Origin of the sequence: Fictibacillus aquaticus, from assembly GCF_002245695.1 — a bacterium.
Lineage (GTDB): Bacteria > Bacillota > Bacilli > Bacillales > Fictibacillaceae > Fictibacillus > Fictibacillus aquaticus.
This window is the reverse complement of the sequence record NZ_NOII01000006.1, coordinates 24,866-40,988: the sequence shown is the minus strand read 5'-3', so window position 1 is coordinate 40,988 and position 16,123 is coordinate 24,866. Positions and strand designations below refer to the sequence as shown.

The following is a 16,123-nucleotide window of genomic DNA, read 5'->3' as shown; positions in this document are numbered from 1 at the left end:
TTATTGAACCGTTATAGTATATAATGTTGTAACCAAATACGCATCGAACTTTACCGTAGACAGCAGGGGCGTTGCCGCTTAATTATCCTGCCGAGGTTGTAGTATCGAAAAACATATCACGCGTACTCGTACGCCGATGTTATTTTTGAAACTTACGCCTTCACGTCTTTCGGGACGCGGAGGCTTTTTAAATGCCTCTACGGTCTGATGCATCACTAATACAGGAGGTGTAAGGATGAGCAGCATTCTAGAAACGAAAAAAGAACTAGTGTCCGTGATCGCTGGCAAGCTTAGCGAAAGCAAATCAACAATCGTTGTTGACTACCGCGGACTTAACGTAGCACAAGTTACTGAACTTCGTAAGCAATTGCGCGAAGCTGGAATTGAGTACAAAGTTTACAAGAACTCAATGACTGCACGTGCAGCTGAGCAAGCTGGATTGGGAGAACTTTCCCAGCACCTTACAGGACCTACAGCTATCGCGTTCTCAAACGACGATGTAGTAGCACCTGCTAAGATCATTAACAGCTTTGCGAAAGCAAACGAAGCGCTTGAAATCAAAGCTGGTGTTATCGAAGGACAAATCGCATCTGTTGAAGAAGTTAAGGCACTTGCCGAGCTTCCATCACGCGAAGGACTTCTTTCTATGGTACTCAGCGTGCTTCAAGCACCTATCCGCAACTTTGCGTTGGCTACTAAAGCAGTTGCAGAGCAAAAAGAAGAACAACAAGGCGCATAAGCCTTACCCAAAACTAAACTTTACCTAATATAAGGAGGAAATTAAAATGTCTAAAGAACAAATCATTGAAAGCCTAAAAACAATGACAGTTTTAGAACTTAACGATCTTGTAAAAGCAATCGAAGAAGAATTCGGTGTTACTGCTGCTGCTCCTGTAGCTGCTGCTGGTGCTGGAGCTGGTGAAGCTGTAGCAGAAAAAACTGAGTTTGACGTAGTTCTTGCTAACGCTGGAGCTTCTAAAATCAAAGTTATCAAAGTAGTTCGTGAGCTTACAGGTCTTGGACTTAAAGAAGCTAAAGAACTAGTTGACGGCGCACCTTCAACAGTTAAAGAAGGCGTTAACAAAGAAGAAGCTGAAGAAATCAAAGCTAAGCTTGAAGAAGTTGGCGCTTCTGTAGAAGTTAAGTAATTCTAAACAAAAAAAGGTTCGCCTCAGGCGGGCCTTTTTATATGTTAAAGCAAAGTATTTAATCAAAATATGATTGTAAGCGGGTTTTTAAAACTTCAATGAAGAGGTTGGTTTCCGTTTCAGGTGCACGCTTTCCGCAGGGTGAGCGGTGAGCCCTTCCGTCGCAAGCGCCATTGGAAGGTCTCACCTGTCTCACTCATCCTGCTGGAGTCGGCACCTTACACTTCAACCAACCTTTACGAAGAAGCGTTTTAAAAACCTACTGTAAGTGCAGCTGATGAAAAGAGCTCTTTTCAAAAAGATTTTCCGGAATCCTTTAACTTCTAAGACGCAACTAAAAATTCTCAGTAGCTATTTGCTTTGTAAATCATCTTTGAATGCTTCATTGAAAAGGTTGATCGTAGTGAAAGGTGCCGACTCCTCGAAAATGAACCGCACATTTTCTTCGTGCGATGTCTTTCGAGTAGCTTTCCTTATCCTGCGGGACGAGTGGGAAGGTGAGACCCTTCAATGGCGCGTGCGGCGAAGGGGCTCACCTCCCGCCCCGCGGAAAGCGTGCACCTGTAACGAAGATCAACCTCTACTTAGAATGCTATAAATCAACAGAGTACACTAAAATTTCTCCTGCTGATTCTTGTCTTAAAGCATTTGATAAGGGAGACACTTGTAACATCCTTTAGTAGAGGGGTAGTAAAATGAGTGGACATTATTATTCTGAAAAACCAGAGGTTAAAAGCAGCCGGCAGACTTGGGAGTTTCCTTTAAAAGGACATACCTTCCGCTTTACGACGGATAGGGGTGTTTTTTCGAAAAAAGAAGTGGATTTCGGCAGCCGTGTGCTGATCGAGGCATTTCGGGCACCTGAGGTTGACGGTGATTTTGCTGACATTGGATGCGGCTACGGGCCAATCGGGCTGTCGCTTGCTAAAGTTGAGCCAGAACGTAAAGTGATCATGGTGGATGTGAACGAACGTGCTCTTGATCTGGCACTACTGAACGCTGCGAACAACGGTGTTTCGAATGTATCGGTAAAAAAGAGCAGCCTTCTGGACCAAGTGGAAAGCAATCTTGCCTGCGTGATCAGCAATCCGCCGATCAGAGCAGGAAAGCAGGTCGTACACTCGCTGTTTGAACAAGCTTATGAAAAACTTAAGCCAGGCGGAGAGCTGTGGATCGTTATTCAAAAGAAACAAGGCGCGCCATCTGCCCTTGAAAAAATAGATTCGCTATTCGGGAATAGCGAAGTAGTTGAAAAGAAAAAAGGATATTATATTATCATGGCGCAAAAAAATCAATAAAAAAATATTTGACGCGTGTTTTTCCCTATGATAATATTATAAAATGCCAATGAATTCGCATTTTGGCGCCCATTTTTTCGTGGTGGGCGGAAAAACGTTGATAAATCAAGGTTTTATGTATAATATGCGGCTGTTTTGGACAAAATAATAGAATCGGCTTTGCCGGTGCAAAATGTGGTTTTTACTTTAAAACCCTTTTTCTTTTTGTCTATAGACATTTTCATGCTAGAGTGCAAGGTTTAAGGTCACACGAAAAAAACGCTGGATTTGAGGGGTGAATCAGTTGACAGGTCAACTAGTTCAGTTTGGACGCCACCGCCAACGAAGAAGTTATGCAAGGATCAGCGAAGTACTTGAATTGCCGAATCTTATCGAAATTCAAACTGCTTCCTATCAATGGTTTCTTGATGAGGGGTTACGTGAAATGTTTCATGACATTTCGCCGATTGAGGATTTTACAGGAAACCTTGTTTTAGAGTTCATTGATTATAGTCTAGGTGAGCCGAAATATCCTGTAGAAGAATCAAAAGAGCGTGATGTAACTTACGCTGCTCCGCTTCGCGTGAAAGTGCGCCTTATTAATAAGGAAACTGGCGAAGTAAAAGAGCAAGAAGTATTCATGGGAGATTTCCCGTTGATGACAGACACAGGAACATTTGTGATCAACGGCGCTGAGCGTGTAATCGTATCACAGCTCGTTCGTTCACCAAGTGTTTACTATAGTGAAAAGATCGACAAGAACGGTAAAAAAGGTTTTACCGCTACTGTCATTCCAAACCGCGGAGCTTGGCTTGAGTTTGAAACAGATGCCAAGGACGTTGTTTATGTGCGTATTGACCGCACAAGAAAAATTCCAATTACCGTATTGCTTCGTGCATTAGGGTTTGGCTCTGATCAAGAAATCATCGACCTCCTTGGAGAAGATGAGTACCTGCGCAATACGCTTGATAAAGATAATACAGAAGGCACTGAAAAAGCTCTTCTCGAAATCTATGAGCGTCTGCGTCCCGGCGAGCCTCCTACGGTGGAGAACGCTAAAAGTTTGTTAGAATCCCGCTTCTTTGATCCGAAACGATACGATCTTGCAAGCGTTGGACGCTACAAAATCAACAAAAAGCTTCATATTAAAAACCGTTTGTTCAACCAGAAGCTTGCTGAGTCAATCGCTGACCCTGAAACGGGCGAGATTGTTGCAGAAGCTGGTACACTGCTTGACCGCCGTACTCTTGATAAAATCCTTCCTTTCCTAGAAGAAGGAGCAGGGTACAAAACGGTAACGCCTGCTGGCGGAGTTGCAGAAGACGAAGATATTCCTCTTCAGTCTATCAGCATCTATGCTCCAGATGACCAGGAAGGCGAAAAGGTTATTAAAGTAATCGGGAACGGAAATGTAGAGAAAGATGTGAAGAACATCACGGTTTCTGACATTATCGCTTCTATTAACTACTTCTTTAACCTGCTTCACTCTGTAGGGAACACGGATGACATCGATCACCTTGGTAACCGTCGTCTCCGTTCTGTTGGGGAACTGCTTCAGAACCAGTTCCGTATCGGACTTTCCCGTATGGAGCGTGTTGTCCGCGAGCGTATGTCCATTCAGGACACGAACGCGATCACGCCTCAGGCACTTATTAATATCCGCCCGGTTATTGCGGCGATTAAAGAGTTCTTTGGAAGCTCTCAGCTTTCACAGTTCATGGACCAGACAAACCCGCTTGCTGAATTAACGCACAAGCGCCGTCTATCTGCCCTCGGGCCAGGCGGTCTTACGCGTGAGCGTGCAGGCTTCGAAGTTCGTGACGTTCACTACTCTCACTATGGGCGTATGTGTCCGATCGAAACTCCGGAAGGTCCGAACATCGGTTTGATCAACTCCCTATCCAGCTATGCGAAGGTTAATGAGTACGGATTTATCGAAACTCCATACCGCCGCGTTGATCCGGAATCAGGGAAAGTTACTGGCCAGATCGACTACTTGACGGCTGATGAGGAAGACAACTATGTAGTAGCTCAGGCGAACTCACTTCTTAATGAAGATGGATCGTTCACGAAGGAAGATATTATCGCTCGTTTCCGCGGTGACAACACTGTAATGAAGCGCGATAAGATCGACTACATGGACGTATCGCCGAAACAAGTCGTTTCAGCTGCGACAGCTTGTATCCCGTTCTTGGAAAACGATGACTCCAACCGTGCCCTGATGGGTGCGAACATGCAGCGTCAGGCCGTGCCATTGCTCGTGCCTGAATCGCCGATCGTCGGAACAGGAATGGAACACGTTTCAGCGAAGGACTCCGGTGCTGCAGTTATCTGTAAGCATGAGGGTATCGTTGAGCGCGTATCCGCTAAACAAGTTCAAGTACGCCGCATTTCTGTTGTAGACGGAAAAGAAGTACAAGGCGATCTTGATAAATATAACCTGCTTAAATTCATCCGTTCCAACCAAGGAACTTGCTACAACCAGCGTCCGATCGTCTCCAAAGGCGACCGCGTTACGAAAGGCGAGATTCTCGCTGACGGACCTTCCATGGAAAAGGGAGAACTTGCTCTTGGAAGAAACGTTCTTGTAGCATTCATGACTTGGGAAGGTTACAACTACGAGGATGCTGTCATCATGAGTGAGCGCCTTGTAAAGGATGATGTGTACACGTCTATTCATATTGAAGAATATGAATCAGAAGCCCGTGACACGAAGCTTGGGCCAGAAGAAATCACACGTGATATCCCGAACGTCGGTGAGGATGCACTTCGCAACCTTGACGAGCGCGGAATCATCCGTGTTGGTGCCGAAGTAAAAGACGGCGATATCCTCGTAGGTAAAGTAACGCCAAAAGGTGTAACTGAGCTTACAGCAGAAGAGCGCCTGCTTCACGCAATTTTCGGTGAAAAAGCACGTGAAGTGCGTGATACATCTCTTCGTGTTCCTCACGGCGGAGATGGAATCATCCTGGATGTGAAAGTCTTTAACCGTGAAGACGGCGATGAGCTTCCTCCGGGAGTGAATCAGCTCGTTCGTGCGTACATCGTACAGAAACGTAAGATTCACGAAGGCGATAAAATGGCCGGACGCCACGGTAACAAAGGTGTTATCTCCCGCATCATGCCGGAAGAAGATATGCCTTATCTGCCTGACGGAACGCCAGTTGACATCATGCTTAACCCGCTCGGTGTACCATCTCGTATGAACATCGGACAGGTGCTTGAGCTTCACCTTGGTATGGCTGCCCGCCAGCTTGGTATCCACGTTGCAACACCGGTATTTGACGGTGCGCGCGAGGAAGATGTCTGGGGCACGATTGAAGAAGCCGGAATGGCCCGCGATGGTAAGACGGTCCTTTACGACGGACGCTCAGGCGTACCGTTCGACAACCGTGTATCCGTTGGTGTCATGTACATGATTAAGCTTGCCCACATGGTTGACGATAAGCTTCACGCTCGTTCAACTGGACCATACTCACTTGTTACCCAGCAGCCTCTTGGAGGTAAAGCGCAGTTCGGTGGACAGCGTTTCGGGGAGATGGAAGTATGGGCGCTTGAAGCATACGGCGCTGCCTACACACTTCAGGAAATCCTCACAGTCAAGTCCGATGATGTTGTCGGACGTGTGAAGACGTACGAAGCGATCGTGAAAGGTGAGAATGTTCCGGAGCCAGGTGTTCCTGAATCATTCAAAGTATTGATTAAAGAGCTTCAGTCTCTCGGTATGGACGTTAAGATCCTTTCCGGAGATGATAAAGAAATTGAAATGCGCGAGCTTGATGATGAAGAAGATCAAGCGAACGAGAAACTTAACCTTAATCTAGAGTCATACACCGTTAATGAATAAACGAGGATATCAAAAGGGAGGTACGCTCCTTGATAGACGTAAATAATTTTGAGTATATGAAAATCGGCCTTGCTTCGCCTGATAAGATCCGCTCATGGTCCAGAGGGGAAGTCAAAAAGCCTGAAACGATTAACTACCGTACACTTAAACCTGAAAAAGACGGTTTGTTCTGTGAACGGATCTTCGGACCAACGAAGGACTGGGAATGTCACTGTGGTAAGTACAAGCGTGTCCGTTATAAGGGCGTTGTCTGTGACCGCTGTGGTGTTGAAGTAACAAGAGCTAAAGTTCGACGTGACCGTATGGGTCACATCGAGCTTGCTGCTCCTGTATCCCACATTTGGTACTTCAAAGGTATCCCGAGCCGCATGGGTCTTGTCCTTGACATGTCTCCGCGTGCACTCGAGGAAATCATCTATTTCGCTTCTTACGTTGTAACTGACCAAGGGGAAACACCTCTTGAGAAGAAACAGCTGCTTTCTGAAAAAGAGTACCGTGCTTACCGTGAAAAATACGGAAAAGGCTTTACGGCTCAAATGGGAGCAGAAGCAATCAAGCGCCTTTTAGAAGACATCGATCTTGAAAAAGACGTTGCTCAGCTGAAAGAAGAGCTTAAAACGGCACAAGGTCAGCGCCGTACACGTGCGATCAAGCGTCTTGAAGTTCTTGAAGCGTTCCGTCACTCCGGAAACCATCCGGATTGGATGATCCTTGACGTTCTTCCGGTAATTCCGCCGGAACTGCGCCCTATGGTTCAGCTTGACGGTGGACGTTTCGCGACTTCTGATTTGAACGACTTATACCGCCGTGTAATCAACCGTAACAACCGTTTGAAGCGTCTGCTTGACCTTGGCGCACCAAACATTATCGTTCAGAACGAAAAGCGTATGCTTCAAGAAGCAGTTGACGCGCTGATCGACAACGGCCGCCGCGGCCGTCCAGTAACTGGACCGGGTAACCGTCCGCTTAAGTCCCTTTCACACATGCTGAAAGGTAAGCAAGGACGTTTCCGTCAAAACCTTCTTGGTAAGCGTGTTGACTACTCCGGACGTTCGGTTATCGTTGTAGGACCTAACTTGAAGATGTACCAGTGTGGACTTCCGAAAGAAATGGCACTTGAGCTGTTCAAGCCTTTCGTTATGAAAGAGCTTGTTTCTAAAGGACTTGCACACAACATCAAGAGCGCGAAACGCAAAGTAGAGCGCGTGCAGCCAGAAGTATGGGATGTACTCGAGGAAGTTATCCGTGAGCATCCAGTTCTTCTTAACCGTGCACCAACACTGCACAGACTTGGTATCCAGGCGTTCGAGCCGACACTTGTTGAAGGCCGTGCGATCCGTCTTCACCCGCTTGTATGTACTGCATACAACGCTGACTTTGACGGTGACCAGATGGCGGTTCACGTACCGCTTTCTGCTGAAGCCCAAGCTGAAGCACGCATCTTGATGCTTGCTGCACAGAACATCTTGAACCCGAAAGACGGAAAGCCAGTTGTAACACCGTCACAGGATATGGTTTTAGGTAACTACTACCTGACGATGGAACGTGCTGGTGCGATCGGTGAAGGATCTGTCTTTAAGGATGCAAGTGAAGCGATCGTTGCTTACGAAAATGGATTCGTCCACCTTCACAGCCGTATCGCCGTTCTTGTTTCAAGCTTGAACAAACCGTCATTTAAGCCGGAACAGCAAAGCCAGCTTTTGATCACAACTGTTGGTAAGCTATTGTTCAATGAAATCATGCCAGAATCATTCCCTTACATTAACGAGCCGACGACGACAAACCTTCAGGTTGAGACTCCGGCTAAGTACTTCCTTGGAAAAGGCGCTAATGTAAAAGAAGAGATCGCGAAACGTGAAGAGGTAACACCTTTCAAGAAAGGTATCCTTGGAAAAGTTATCGCTGAAATCTTTAAACGATTCAAAATTACCGAAACGTCCAAAATGCTTGACCGCATGAAGGAACTCGGATTCAAATATTCTACACGCGCAGGTATCACGGTCGGTGTATCCGATATCGTCGTATTGCCTGAAAAACAAGAGATGCTTGTTAAAGCGGAAGAAAAAGTTGTTACTGTTACAAAGCAGTTCCGCCGCGGACTTATCACTGAAGACGAGCGTTATGAGCGCGTAATCAACATCTGGAGTGCAACGAAGGATGAGATTCAGGCAAAGCTGATGCTTACGCTTGATAAGCGCAACCCGATCTTCATGATGTCTGACTCCGGAGCGCGTGGTAACGCGTCCAACTTTACACAGCTTGCAGGTATGCGCGGACTCATGGCCAACCCGGCTGGTAAAATCATCGAGCTTCCGATCAAGTCTTCCTTCCGTGAAGGTCTGACGGTACTCGAGTACTTCATCTCCACTCACGGAGCGCGTAAAGGTCTTGCGGATACAGCCCTTAAGACAGCTGACTCAGGTTACCTGACTCGCCGTCTTGTAGACGTAGCGCAAGATGTTATCGTCCGTGAAAATGACTGCGGAACTGACCGCGGATTGAAAGTTGCTTCGATTAAAGAGGGCAACGAAGTCATTGAGCCGCTGCACGAGCGTCTGATTGGCCGTACTGTTTTCAAAACAGTCTTCCACCCAGAAACGAAAGCTGTCGTAGTCGGCAAAAATGAACTGATCACAGAAGACCTGGCACTTGCGATCGAGGAAATGGGCATCACGGACGTTCATATCCGTTCTGTCTTTACTTGTGACACACGCCACGGTGTATGTAAGAAATGTTACGGACGCAACCTGGCAACAGGTTCGGACGTTGAAGTGGGCGAAGCAGTCGGAATCATCGCTGCGCAATCTATCGGTGAACCAGGAACACAGCTTACAATGCGTACGTTCCATACCGGTGGGGTTGCCGGAGACGATATCACGCAAGGTCTCCCGCGTATCCAGGAATTGTTCGAAGCTCGTAACCCTAAAGGGCAAGCTGTTATTTCTGAAGTGGAAGGAACCGTTATCCAGGTTAACGAAGCGAAAGAAAAACGCGAAGTGCTTGTACAAGGTGAAATCGAGACAAGAACATACGTTATTCCTTACGGAGCACGTATTAAAGTCGTTGAAGGCGATGCTGTAACAGCCGGCCAGGTTCTTACTGAAGGTTCAATCGATCCGAAAGAACTTATCAAAGTAAGAGGCGCGGAAGGCGTACAGGAATATCTCCTTCGCGAAGTACAAAAAGTTTACCGTATGCAAGGGGTAGAAATCGGAGATAAGCACGTTGAAGTAATGGTCCGCCAGATGCTTCGCAAAGTGCGCATCATCGATGCAGGTGATACAGAAGTACTGCCTGGTGCTCTTATGGATATCCATGCCTTTACAGATGCAAACCGCAAAGTCTTGCTTGACGGCGGAACACCTGCAACTGGACGTCCAGTATTGCTCGGTATTACAAAAGCATCCCTTGAAACTGAATCGTTCCTATCAGCTGCATCCTTCCAGGAGACAACTCGTGTCCTTACTGATGCTGCGATCAAAGGTAAGCGCGATGAGCTTCTTGGACTTAAAGAAAACGTTATTATCGGTAAGCTGATCCCGGCTGGTACGGGTATGTCACGCTACCGCAATATCGGCGTCAACTCCCCTGCAGTTGCAGAGGACGAGAACGCAGAAGAAGTACAAGGACAGCTCGTTTCACAAGAATAGGTGTTGACATTGGGAGTGCATCGGTGCTATGATTATCGATGTGCTCCTAAGAATGTTGCTTTGGAGGATATTCGTATGTCTTATGAAAAAGTAACACAAGCTTCTGAAATTATCGTAGGTACGAAGCAAACCATCAAGGCTTTGCAAAACGGAGAAGTGAAAGAGCTGATCGTAGCTGAAGATGCTGACCGGAGAGTAACCAATAAGGTTTTATTGATTGCCGAAGAGAAGCACGTTCCGATTGTGCAGGTTGATTCGATGAAAAAGCTTGGAAAAGCTTGCGGTATCGATGTAGGAGCTGCAACTGTTGCGATAAAAGGATAAAATAATACGTTTTTGCGAGGGGAAGCCTTGGCTTTTCCCGCAAAAACTTTCTTTTGTCCTAAAAATGAACCACCTGGATGGGTGGTACTACAAACCGAGGAAGGAGGAAACAAAATGCCAACTATTAACCAACTCGTTCGTAAAGGCCGTGAGTCTAAGATCAAAAAGTCTGACTCTCCAGCTTTGAACAAAGGTTACAACAGCTTCGTTAAGTCACAGACTAACGTTTCATCTCCACAAAAGCGTGGTGTATGTACTCGTGTAGGTACTATGACTCCAAAGAAGCCGAACTCAGCATTACGTAAGTATGCGCGTGTTCGTTTGACTAACCAGATCGAGGTAACAGCTTACATCCCAGGTATCGGCCACAACCTTCAAGAGCACAGTGTTGTTCTTATCCGTGGTGGACGTGTAAAGGATTTACCAGGGGTACGTTACCACATCGTTCGTGGTGCGCTTGACACTGCTGGTGTTAACAACCGTATGCAAGGCCGTTCTAAGTATGGAACTAAGCGCCCTAAAGCGCCTAAGAAGTAATAAAATAATTGCATCATAAAATACACACAAATTTTGGGAAGGAGGGGACCACATGCCACGTAAAGGACCTGTAACTCGTCGTGATGTGCTGCCTGATCCAATTTACAAGTCTAAGCTTGTAACTCGTCTAATCAACAAAATTATGGTTGACGGTAAAAGAGGAGTAGCACAAACAATTTTGTACAACGCGTTCGAAATCATTAAGGACCGCACTGGAAACGACCCTATGGAAGTTTTCGAACAGGCTCTTAAGAACATCATGCCAGTTCTTGAAGTTCGCGCTCGCCGTGTAGGTGGAGCTAACTATCAAGTACCAGTTGAAGTTCGCCCAGAACGTCGTACGACTCTAGGACTTCGCTATTTAACAAACTATTCACGTCTTCGTGGAGAAAAGACAATGGAAGAACGTCTTGCTTACGAAATCATGGATGCTGCTAACAACACTGGTGCATCTGTTAAGAAGCGTGAAGATATGCACAAAATGGCTGAAGCTAACAAAGCTTTCGCTCACTACCGCTGGTAGGATCTTTTTAGAGACAGTTCTTGGACTGTCTCTAAAACCACATAAAAATTTATTCCTAGGCATAGGAAGGAGAGAATTTCATGGCAAGAGAATTCTCCTTAAAAAATACTCGTAATATCGGTATCATGGCTCACATCGATGCTGGTAAAACAACGACTACTGAACGTGTACTTTACTACACTGGCCGTATCCACAAAATTGGTGAAACTCATGAAGGAGCTTCACAAATGGACTGGATGGAGCAGGAACAAGAGCGCGGAATCACGATTACTTCCGCTGCGACAACTGCTCAATGGAAAGGTCACCGTGTCAATATCATTGATACACCAGGACACGTAGACTTTACAGTTGAAGTAGAACGTTCATTACGTGTATTAGACGGAGCGGTTGCTTTACTTGATGCTCAATCAGGTGTAGAACCACAAACAGAAACAGTATGGCGCCAGGCAACAACTTATGGTGTTCCGCGTGTCGTATTCGTAAACAAAATGGACAAGATCGGTGCTGATTTCCTTTACTCTGTAAAGACAATCCACGACCGCCTTGGAGCGAACGCTCACCCGATCCAATTACCGATCGGTGCTGAAGACCAGTTCGAAGCGATCATCGACCTAGTTGAAATGAACGCTGTATTCTACGGTAACGATCTTGGTACAGACATCGAAGTTCGTGAAATCCCTGAAGAGCATATGCCTTTAGCGGAAGAATACCGCACAAAGCTTATTGAAGCGGTAGCTGAACTTGATGAAGAAATGATGGAGAAGTACTTAGAAGGCGAAGAGATTACAAAGGAAGAGCTTAAAGCAGGAATCCGTAAAGGTACTTGTAACGTTGAGTTCTACCCTGTAACTTGTGGATCGGCATTTAAGAACAAAGGTGTTCAGCTTATGCTAGACGCTGTTCTTGATTACCTTCCATCGCCTGTTGATGTACCAGCTATTAAAGGTGTTCTTCCTGACTCTGAAGAAGAAGTAACTCGTGAATCAAGTGACGAAGCTCCATTCTCTGCACTTGCATTTAAAGTTATGACTGACCCTTACGTTGGTAAGCTGACATTCTTCCGTGTGTACTCTGGTACATTAAACTCTGGATCATACGTACAGAACTCTACAAAAGGAAAGCGCGAGCGTGTTGGACGTATCCTTCAAATGCACGCAAACTCCCGTGAAGAGATCTCTATCGTATACGCTGGAGATATCGCGGCTGCTGTAGGTCTTAAAGACACTACAACTGGTGACACTCTTTGTGACGAGAAGAACCTAGTTATTCTTGAATCAATGGTATTCCCAGAGCCAGTTATCTCACTATCTATCGAGCCGAAGTCTAAAGCAGACCAAGACAAGATGGGTATGGCTCTTTCTAAGCTTGCTGAAGAAGATCCAACATTCCGTACGGAAACAAACGAAGAAACTGGACAAACGATCATCGCAGGTATGGGTGAGCTTCACCTTGATATCCTAGTTGACCGTATGCGCCGCGAATTCAAGGTAGAAGCTAACGTGGGTGCTCCTCAGGTTGCTTACCGTGAAACAATTCGCCAGGCTGCTAAAGTTGAAGGTAAATTCGTTCGTCAATCCGGTGGACGCGGTCAGTACGGCCACGTTTGGGTTGAATTCGAGCCAGGTGAAGAAGGATCTGGATTCGTATTTGAAAACAAAATCGTTGGTGGGGCGGTTCCTCGTGAATATATCCCTGCTGTACAAGCTGGTATTGAAGAGTCAATGAAAAACGGTATGCTTGCTGGGTTCCCATTATTGGACCTTAAAGCTCGTATCGTTGACGGATCATACCACGATGTTGACTCCAACGAAATGGCGTTTAAGATTGCCGGTTCAATGGCTCTTAAGAACGCAAAATCAAAATGTGACCCTGCAATTCTTGAGCCGATCATGAAAGTTGAAGTAACGGTTCCTGAAGAGTACATGGGAGACATCATGGGTGACGTTACTTCTCGCCGTGGACGCGTAGAAGGTATGGAAGCTCGCGGTAACGCTCAAATCGTTAAAGCGATGGTTCCGCTATCTGAAATGTTCGGATACGCAACTAGCTTGCGTTCACGTACACAAGGACGCGGTACGTACTCTATGCACTTCGACCACTACGAAGAAGTACCAAAGTCTATCTCTGAAGAAATCATCAAGAAATCAACTGGTCAATAATTGATCTAGTTAGTTGTCACGATTTCGTTTTTACTGTAATCTAAAATAGGCAAGAAACCCTCTTGCCTGTTTTATATAAAAATTTATGAATTACACATATTTTAAGGAGGAATCATTCTCATGGGTAAAGAGAAATTCGATCGTTCCAAAACGCATGCTAATATCGGTACAATCGGTCACGTTGACCACGGTAAAACAACTCTAACAGCTGCTATCACAACTGTTCTTGCAAAAACTGGTAAAGCACAAGCTCGTGCTTACGACCAAATCGACGGTGCTCCAGAAGAGCGCGAACGCGGTATCACAATCTCAACTGCACACGTTGAGTACGAAACTGACAACCGTCACTACGCACACGTTGACTGCCCAGGCCACGCTGACTATGTTAAAAACATGATCACTGGTGCTGCACAAATGGACGGAGGGATCCTAGTAGTATCTGCTGCTGACGGCCCAATGCCACAAACTCGTGAGCACATCCTTCTTTCTCGTCAAGTAGGTGTACCTTACCTTGTTGTATTCATGAACAAGTGTGACATGGTTGACGACGAAGAGCTTCTTGAGCTAGTTGAAATGGAAATCCGTGACCTTCTTTCTGAGTACGATTTCCCTGGAGACGACATTCCTGTAATCAAAGGTTCTGCTCTTAAAGCACTTGAAGGTGACGCTGCTTGGGAAGAAAAAATCTATGAGCTAATGAACGCTGTAGATGAGTACATCCCAACTCCTCCTCGTGAAACTGACAAGCCTTTCATGATGCCAGTTGAGGACGTGTTCTCAATCACTGGACGTGGTACAGTTGCTACTGGCCGTGTTGAGCGTGGACAAGTTAAAGTTGGTGACGTAGTAGAGATCCTTGGTCTTACTGAAGAGCCAAAATCTACAACTGTAACAGGTGTAGAAATGTTCCGTAAGCTTCTTGACTATGCTGAAGCTGGAGACAACATCGGTGCACTTCTTCGTGGTGTATCCCGTGACGACGTTGAGCGTGGACAAGTTCTTGTTAAGCCAGGAACTGTAAAAGCTCACACTAAGTTCAAAGCTGAAGTTTACGTTCTTTCAAAAGAAGAAGGTGGACGTCACACTCCATTCTTCACAAACTACCGTCCTCAGTTCTACTTCCGTACAACTGACGTAACTGGTATTTGTAATCTTCCTGAAGGCGTAGAAATGGTTATGCCTGGCGACAACATCGAAATGACTGTTGAACTAATCGCTCCAATCGCAATCGAAGAAGGAACTAAGTTCTCTATTCGTGAAGGTGGACGTACAGTAGGCGCTGGCGTTGTAGCAACAATCCAAGAGTAGTCTTAACTTCTCTTTATAAAAAGCATCCTCATTTGAGGGTGCTTTTTTTGTTGTTAATCAAGTAATAAAAGTCAAAATCGAGCTAGGAAGCAGTTGATCTCCGTTTCAGGCGCACGCTTTCCGCGGGGTGAGAGGTGAGCCCTTCCGTCGCATGCGCCATTGGAAGGTCTCACCTTCCCACTCATCCCGCAGGAGTCGGCGCCTTACACTACGATCAACTTAATCGAGGATGCATTGATAAAAAAATAAATTCAACAGCCATCTTAGCGACCCGCAGCCCACTTCGAAGAAAATGTTAGCCTCACAAAGCCTGTGAATAAAACCATCTTTAGCATCCCTGCGTCCCGCAGTGGGGTCCGGTACCGATAACGGTTTTGATTATACCGAAGGTCATCATCTCGGTACCGGACCCCAGGTTAGCATCGAAGAAGATGTTCGCCAAAACAAGGCCAAAGAACCAAATCATCTTTTGCTTCGATGAAAATGATAACCAAATCCAAGCCCAAGAACCAAAACCATCCCGGTACCGGACCCCAGGTTAGCATCAAAGAAAATGTTAGCCAAAACAAGGCCAAAGAACCAAACCATCTTTTGCTTCGATAAAAATGATAACCAAATCCAAGCCCAAGAACCAAAACCATTCCGGTACCGGACCCCATGTTAGCATCGAAGAAAATGTAAGCCAAAACTAAGCCAAAGAACCAACCACAATTAGTCAAAACACAACCATATACCAACACACATTTATATAGAAGAAACTCATCAAAAACCCGTAAACATCCCTGGTTTAACACTCACAAAGCAGCTTCAATTGTAAAGATGCACATTCACCTAAAAAAAATTTCATAAACACTTGCAATGCCTATTGTTTTTCTCTATAATGAGTAATGTTGGTCATTCACTGCGATGACTCGGAAGGTTGCTGACACACCCGGCCCCTTTGCCATGGCGGGTGATATCAGGTATTAAATTTCCGGTGAGCAATGTCTGTTTATCAAAATAGGCGAATAAAGGAGGGAAAATAATGGCAAAGCAAAAGATTCGTATCCGTTTAAAGGCGTATGATCACAGAATTCTTGATCAATCAGCTGAGAAAATCGTTGAAACTGCTAAGCGTTCAGGAGCAAAGGTGTCAGGACCGATTCCTCTACCTACTGAAAAGGCGGTTTACACGATCCTACGTGCGGTGCATAAGTACAAGGACTCTCGTGAGCAGTTCGAAATGCGCACTCATAAGCGTCTTATCGATATCATCGAGCCTACTCCACAAACAGTTGATTCATTAATGCGTTTGGATCTGCCTTCTGGCGTAGACATCGAAATCAAGCTTTAATCATTCGTGAACGAATA

The 16,123-nt window shown here is 45.8% G+C and carries 11 protein-coding genes and 1 other annotated feature; all 11 genes read left to right on the top strand.

From position 1 onward, the window contains the following. Positions 1-35: 35 nt before the first annotated feature. Positions 36-199 (top strand) — a sequence feature (ribosomal protein L10 leader region). 36 nt (positions 200-235) lie between these two features. Beyond that, entirely contained in the window at positions 236-739 is a 504-nt protein-coding gene (gene rplJ / locus CGZ90_RS14275) for a 50S ribosomal protein L10 (RefSeq protein WP_094253204.1), read from the top strand. Positions 740-785: 46 nt separating this feature from the next. Then, on the top strand, positions 786-1,148 hold the full coding sequence (gene rplL, locus CGZ90_RS14270; protein WP_094253203.1) for a 50S ribosomal protein L7/L12: 363 nt from the start codon (positions 786-788) through the stop codon (positions 1,146-1,148). 695 nt (positions 1,149-1,843) lie between these two features. Further along, positions 1,844-2,446, top strand: coding sequence for a class I SAM-dependent methyltransferase (locus CGZ90_RS14265; RefSeq protein WP_094253202.1), 603 nt, complete (start codon positions 1,844-1,846; stop codon positions 2,444-2,446). A 283-nt stretch (positions 2,447-2,729) separates the two neighbouring features. After that, complete coding sequence (rpoB, locus tag CGZ90_RS14260) at positions 2,730-6,272, top strand: DNA-directed RNA polymerase subunit beta (RefSeq protein ID WP_094253201.1); 3,543 nt, start codon at positions 2,730-2,732, stop codon at positions 6,270-6,272. 29 nt (positions 6,273-6,301) lie between these two features. After that, positions 6,302-9,922, top strand: coding sequence for a DNA-directed RNA polymerase subunit beta' (gene rpoC / locus CGZ90_RS14255; RefSeq protein WP_094253200.1), 3,621 nt, complete (start codon positions 6,302-6,304; stop codon positions 9,920-9,922). Positions 9,923-9,997: 75 nt separating this feature from the next. Beyond that, entirely contained in the window at positions 9,998-10,246 is a 249-nt protein-coding gene (locus CGZ90_RS14250; RefSeq protein ID WP_094253199.1) for a 50S ribosomal protein L7ae-like protein, read from the top strand. 114 nt (positions 10,247-10,360) lie between these two features. After that, on the top strand, positions 10,361-10,783 hold the full coding sequence (rpsL, locus tag CGZ90_RS14245) for a 30S ribosomal protein S12 (RefSeq protein WP_094253198.1): 423 nt from the start codon (positions 10,361-10,363) through the stop codon (positions 10,781-10,783). Positions 10,784-10,835: 52 nt separating this feature from the next. After that, positions 10,836-11,306, top strand: coding sequence for a 30S ribosomal protein S7 (gene rpsG, locus CGZ90_RS14240; protein ID WP_094253197.1), 471 nt, complete (start codon positions 10,836-10,838; stop codon positions 11,304-11,306). A gap of 80 nt (positions 11,307-11,386) precedes the next feature. Further along, the gene (gene fusA / locus CGZ90_RS14235) at positions 11,387-13,465 is read left to right on the top strand and encodes an elongation factor G (RefSeq protein ID WP_094253196.1); all 2,079 of its coding nucleotides are present in this window, start codon (positions 11,387-11,389) and stop codon (positions 13,463-13,465) included. Between the two features lie 120 nt (positions 13,466-13,585). Further along, positions 13,586-14,773, top strand: coding sequence for an elongation factor Tu (tuf, locus tag CGZ90_RS14230; RefSeq protein WP_094253195.1), 1,188 nt, complete (start codon positions 13,586-13,588; stop codon positions 14,771-14,773). Between the two features lie 1,024 nt (positions 14,774-15,797). Beyond that, entirely contained in the window at positions 15,798-16,106 is a 309-nt protein-coding gene (gene rpsJ, locus CGZ90_RS14220) for a 30S ribosomal protein S10 (RefSeq protein WP_007203552.1), read from the top strand. Positions 16,107-16,123 lie beyond the last annotated feature (17 nt).

Excerpts from the sequence above, each read along its gene's own strand:
- rpsL (WP_094253198.1), top strand. The coding sequence starts at position 10,361 with ATGCCAACTATTAACCAACTCGTTCGTAAAGGCCGTGAGTCTAAGATC.
- rpsJ (WP_007203552.1), top strand. The coding sequence starts at position 15,798 with ATGGCAAAGCAAAAGATTCGTATCCGTTTAAAGGCGTATGATCACAGA.
- rplL (WP_094253203.1), top strand. The coding sequence starts at position 786 with ATGTCTAAAGAACAAATCATTGAAAGCCTAAAAACAATGACAGTTTTA.
- CGZ90_RS14265 (WP_094253202.1), top strand. The coding sequence starts at position 1,844 with ATGAGTGGACATTATTATTCTGAAAAACCAGAGGTTAAAAGCAGCCGG.
- rplJ (WP_094253204.1), top strand. The coding sequence starts at position 236 with ATGAGCAGCATTCTAGAAACGAAAAAAGAACTAGTGTCCGTGATCGCT.
- CGZ90_RS14250 (WP_094253199.1), top strand. The coding sequence starts at position 9,998 with ATGTCTTATGAAAAAGTAACACAAGCTTCTGAAATTATCGTAGGTACG.
- tuf (WP_094253195.1), top strand. The coding sequence starts at position 13,586 with ATGGGTAAAGAGAAATTCGATCGTTCCAAAACGCATGCTAATATCGGT.
- fusA (WP_094253196.1), top strand. The coding sequence starts at position 11,387 with ATGGCAAGAGAATTCTCCTTAAAAAATACTCGTAATATCGGTATCATG.
- rpsG (WP_094253197.1), top strand. The coding sequence starts at position 10,836 with ATGCCACGTAAAGGACCTGTAACTCGTCGTGATGTGCTGCCTGATCCA.